Source organism: Hyphomonas sp. (assembly GCF_037969335.1).
GTDB lineage: Bacteria > Pseudomonadota > Alphaproteobacteria > Caulobacterales > Hyphomonadaceae > Hyphomonas.
Map to the genome: position 1 here is coordinate 1 of NZ_JBBKXE010000025.1, position 4,133 is coordinate 4,133.

General features: G+C 64.8%; 6 protein-coding genes. 1 reads left to right on the forward strand and 5 read right to left on the reverse strand.

What is annotated here, in order from left to right; translation table 11 throughout:
• The 3 genes from AADA04_RS01695 to AADA04_RS01705 all read right to left on the reverse strand — a co-directional run.
• Nucleotides 1-606, reverse strand: a 606-nt coding sequence (locus tag AADA04_RS01695; protein WP_340691498.1) for a methyltransferase domain-containing protein, incomplete at its 3' end; no start/stop codon positions are given.
• Nucleotides 603-809: a DUF2007 domain-containing protein gene (locus AADA04_RS01700; protein ID WP_340691499.1), complete on the reverse strand. Its 207-nt coding sequence runs from the start codon at nt 807-809 to the stop codon at nt 603-605. The genes AADA04_RS01700 and AADA04_RS01695, both read right to left, overlap by 4 nt.
• Nucleotides 809-1,291 (reverse strand): hypothetical protein, encoded by a 483-nt coding sequence (locus tag AADA04_RS01705; RefSeq protein WP_340691500.1) that lies wholly within the window; start codon nt 1,289-1,291, stop codon nt 809-811. Before AADA04_RS01705 ends, AADA04_RS01700 begins: the two co-directional genes overlap by 1 nt.
• 169 nt (nt 1,292-1,460) lie before the next feature.
• Here AADA04_RS01705 and AADA04_RS01710 point away from each other — a divergent pair, with 169 nt between their 5' ends.
• Nucleotides 1,461-2,474, forward strand: a complete 1,014-nt coding sequence (locus AADA04_RS01710) for a polyprenyl synthetase family protein (protein ID WP_340691501.1) — start codon at nt 1,461-1,463, stop codon at nt 2,472-2,474.
• Here AADA04_RS01710 and AADA04_RS01715 read toward each other — a convergent pair.
• Nucleotides 2,471-3,505, reverse strand: coding sequence for a hypothetical protein (locus tag AADA04_RS01715; RefSeq protein WP_340691502.1), 1,035 nt, complete (start codon nt 3,503-3,505; stop codon nt 2,471-2,473). The genes AADA04_RS01710 and AADA04_RS01715 overlap by 4 nt on opposite strands.
• Nucleotides 3,502-4,133: 4-(cytidine 5'-diphospho)-2-C-methyl-D-erythritol kinase (locus tag AADA04_RS01720; protein ID WP_340691503.1), on the reverse strand; the 632-nt coding region annotated here is incomplete at its 5' end. The genes AADA04_RS01720 and AADA04_RS01715, both read right to left, overlap by 4 nt.

Consider the following 4,133-nt stretch of genomic DNA (forward strand, 5'->3'; position numbering starts at 1 on the left):
CCTTACCAGCACCCGGCCTGCCTCGGCGCCCGGCTTGGCGGCCAGCGGCAGCACCGTGACCTCGCCGGTCTGCTTGTCCATTACTGACAGGATCCGCGCCAGCTCCGCCGCCCTGTGGATAAGCACGACCGGCGCGCGCGGCTTGGCGGCGAAGACCATCGCCTTGACCCAGCCGGAAACATCAAGCGATTCAATGTAGGCCGAGCTTTTCCCCTCGCCCGGCGGCGAGATTTTTCCCGACTCGAAATAGGGGGGATTGGCGAACACGAGATCGAACCGGTTCTGATACGGTTTCACCCAGTCCGACGCCTCGCCGGTTTCGATTGTCACCCGGTCCTGGAAGCCGTTCGCCGCCACGCCCGCCTCTGCCAGTGACGCCATTTCCGGATCGATTTCCACACCCGTAAACCGCATGCCCGGCATCCGGAACGCCGCCGGCAGCAAAGCCCCGCCGCACCCGCATCCCAGCTCCAGAGCCTCCCCGCCAGCCTTTTCCACCAGCGCTCCCGCCAGCAGCAAAGAGTCTGTTCCGGCCCGGAATCCCTTCAATGGCTGCACCAGTTTCACGCGGCCCTGGTAGACCGTATCCTCGGTGAACGCGATCACCCGCGTTCGACCTCGGCCAGCACCTTTTCAGCCGCCTTGACCACGTCACCACGCACCATAACCCGCCGCGGAAAGGCGCCAATATTGCCCTCGACGGCCGACATGTGCTGGTCCGCCACGAAATAGGCGATGCCTGCATCCTGCAGCAAATGCTCGATATAAGAGAGTTTCACCAGGTCATTGGTGCGGAAGATTTCCTCCATCAGGGCGCATTGCCCCGGAGGTTGATGTCGACCGACATGGCGTCATAGACCGACGGGCGGTCCGGCTTCGGATTATCGCCCGTAACGATGTCGATAACGGTCGTCACACTGCCCCCGCTGGAGCCCACGGGAATACCGAATCCGACACCCACACCGACCCCGCTATAGCCGCGCGAACCGGTCGACCCGCCCACGCTCACCGAGGTCCGGCTGCCCGACCGGGCGTCGTCCTGATCGGTGTAACCACCGGTGATTTCGAACCAGTCATGCCCATCCTGCATCGTAATCTCGGCCGCGCGCAGCAGGGCCATGTCGTGCGAGCGATTGGCGTCCTTGTCGGTGTAAGACACACGGTAACGCCCGGTTTCGATTTTCTGGGATTCATATCCCGCCGCGCCACTGGAATTTGCAGGACCATACGGCGTGTGACTCGCACAGGCGGCAACCAGGATGAGCGCAGAGACTGAGATGAGTGTTTTCATACTGCCTATAAAGCGCAAAACGCGGCGGCGTTCCAGCTTTTCAGGCATCCGGCCTATGGCGCAGGCGCCACTTGGCCCATATAACTGCGGCCCGGTGCCGCGTCGTGCTTTGTTGCTGCATACCATAAGCCTAGATACAAGCGGATACTGATCCAACAGGAGTTGCTTCTTGACCTTCGCGCCGAGACCCAGATCCAAGGCGGCCATTGGTTCGATCGTCGAGCGCATGCAAGCCCTCGTCGCCGACGACCTTGCGGCCGTAGAAGTCCTGCTTGCCGAGCGGGCTGCCAGCCCTGTCGCCGTCATACCGGATCTATCAGGCTATATTGTCTCGGCCGGGGGCAAGCGCCTGCGCCCGATGATTACGCTGATCTCGGCCCACGCAGTCGGTGCGGCCAATGAAGCCACCCACGCGCTCGCTGCTGCAGTCGAGTTCATCCACACAGCCACCCTGCTGCATGACGATGTCGTGGACGAAAGCGACCTGCGCCGGGGAAAGCCCGCCGCCAAGGCGATCTGGGGCAACAAGGCCTCTATCCTGGTCGGCGACTTCCTGTTCGCACGGGCGTTCAACCTGCTGGTCGAAACCAACAATCTCGCAATCCTCAACCGTTTGGCGACCGCATCGACCACGATTGCCGAGGGTGAAGTGCGCCAGCTCGCCGCCATGCAGGCGCGCGACCTGCCGACCGAAGACTATCTCGCCATCGTCGAGGCCAAGACCGGCGCTCTGTTCGAGGCCGCGGCCGAAACCGGCGCGATGTCCGGCGGCGGTGATACGCATGCTGCGGCGCTCGCGACCTATGGCAAGAATCTCGGTCTCGCCTTCCAGATTATCGACGACGTGCTCGACTATGGCGGCACGACGACTGTGATCGGCAAGTCGGTCGGCGACGATTTCCGCGAGTGCAAGATCACGCTTCCCGTGATTATCGCCCGGCGCCGTGGATCTGACGAGGACCGGGCATTCTGGGAGCGGGCCATGCATCCCGATACCCAGTCCGAACAGGATTTGGCCCATGCCGTGCACCTGATCCGGGCGACCGGAGCAGCCGAAGCGACCGTGCAGGAAGCCGAAGCCTATGCGGCCCTCGCCAAGGGCGCGCTGCGCAGCCTGCCCCAGAGCGCCTATCGCGATGCACTTGAAGACCTTGCAGATTTCTGCGTGGAGCGCGCTTACTAGCGGCCTTCTGCGGCGAGCTTCCGGCCCAGCGTCACGCGCTGCCATGTCCACAGCCCAATGCCGAGTGCCAGCAGCACGAAAATCACCTGCGCGCCCCAGAGCGGGCCGAGGCCCAGCAGGCCTGCGCCGCAAACAAGCGTCATGCCCGCCCAGAGCGCTGCGACACGCATGTGCGACCAGCCGGCCCTGAGGAACAGCTGATAGGCATGGTCGCGGTGTGCGTCGAACAGGTTCCGGCCGGCACGCGCGCGCCAGAGCAGGGTCATGAAGACATCGACCAGGAAGGGCAGCGTCAGGACGACGGGCTCCCATACCGTCAGGCGGCAGGCGACCACGAGACCTGCCGCGCCGAGCAGGGCACCGACTCCGAGCGACCCGGTATCCCCGGCAAAAAGACGACCGGACAGGTTCCAGGCAAGGAAGCCCAATGTCGCGGCAGCCGCCATCGCGGTGACGTGGCTCATGGCCAATTCTACACCGGTGCCCGGATCCTGGATCGCCAGCCAGGACAACAGGATGGCGAAGGCGACGAACATCAGCATCGCGCTACCCATGGCGAGGCCATTGGCGCCGTCCATGAAGTTCGTCGCATTGGCCAGGACGAACAGCCAGAGCGCGACGCCTGCGACGGAGAGCCAGACGGGAAGGCCATAGCCTTCTCCGGGGCCGAACGGCAGGTGGAAAAACCCAAGTCGGGGGCCAAAAATGGCGGCGAGGAGTGAAACCAGCGCCAAAAGGACAAGTTTCAGTTTGGGGTTCAGCCCGACAGTGTCGTCAAAAAACCCTATGATTACAGATGCCAAGACGAATATCATCAATGCCGGCAAGCCGTTTCCGGGCAGGGTCGGCAGGTCGCCGGTCAGGAACAGGCCGACGGCCAGCGTGGCGAATATGGCGATCCCCCCGGCGGTGGGTACGGGCGCTTTCTGGGTCTTGCGGCCGCCGTCGGGCGCATCCTTCACGCCGAAGCGGATGACCAGGAAACACAACAGGATGGACAGGAAAGGCAGGCCGAGGAGGACAGGCGTCATGACGGGTCCGTGCCTCCCAGCAACGTGGCGCGCACCCACCATTCGGGGTGCTCCGCGCTGAGCCTGTCGGCAGATTCCTGCGCGGCAGCAAGGGTGGCGTAGAGGGCGAGGAAGGTGGCGCCAGACCCGCTCATGCGAGTGAGGTGTGGGGGTGGCAAGGGGGTGGCCGGTCCGATTTTCGGGACAAGCGCCAGCGCCGGGACTTCGAGGTCGTTGCGCTGGGCTGCAAGCCAGCCAAACAGCGCGTCGAGGTCGGCAAAGCCGGGCAACGGCCCGAGCTCGGCAAAATCCTGGCCCCCGCCGGCTGCGTCGAACGCGGCAAAGACCGGTCCGGTCGGACAGGCCCTCCCGGGATTGAAGAGCACGGCCGGAATCGGCGCCGGAAGCGTCACAGGCTCCACGCGTTCGCCCTCGCCGCGCATCAAAGCAGGCTGGCCCAACAGCGCCACGGGCACGTCACCGCCCAGCGATGGCGCGATGGCGCGGGCATGGGCAGGGTTAATGTCCCAGAGCCGGGTCAGGAGGCGGAGGGCGGCGGCGGCGTCGGCAGACCCGCCGCCAATACCCGCCGCAACCGGCAGGCGCTTCTCGAGATGGAGGGCGGCCCCGAGCGTGACACCCGCCGCGG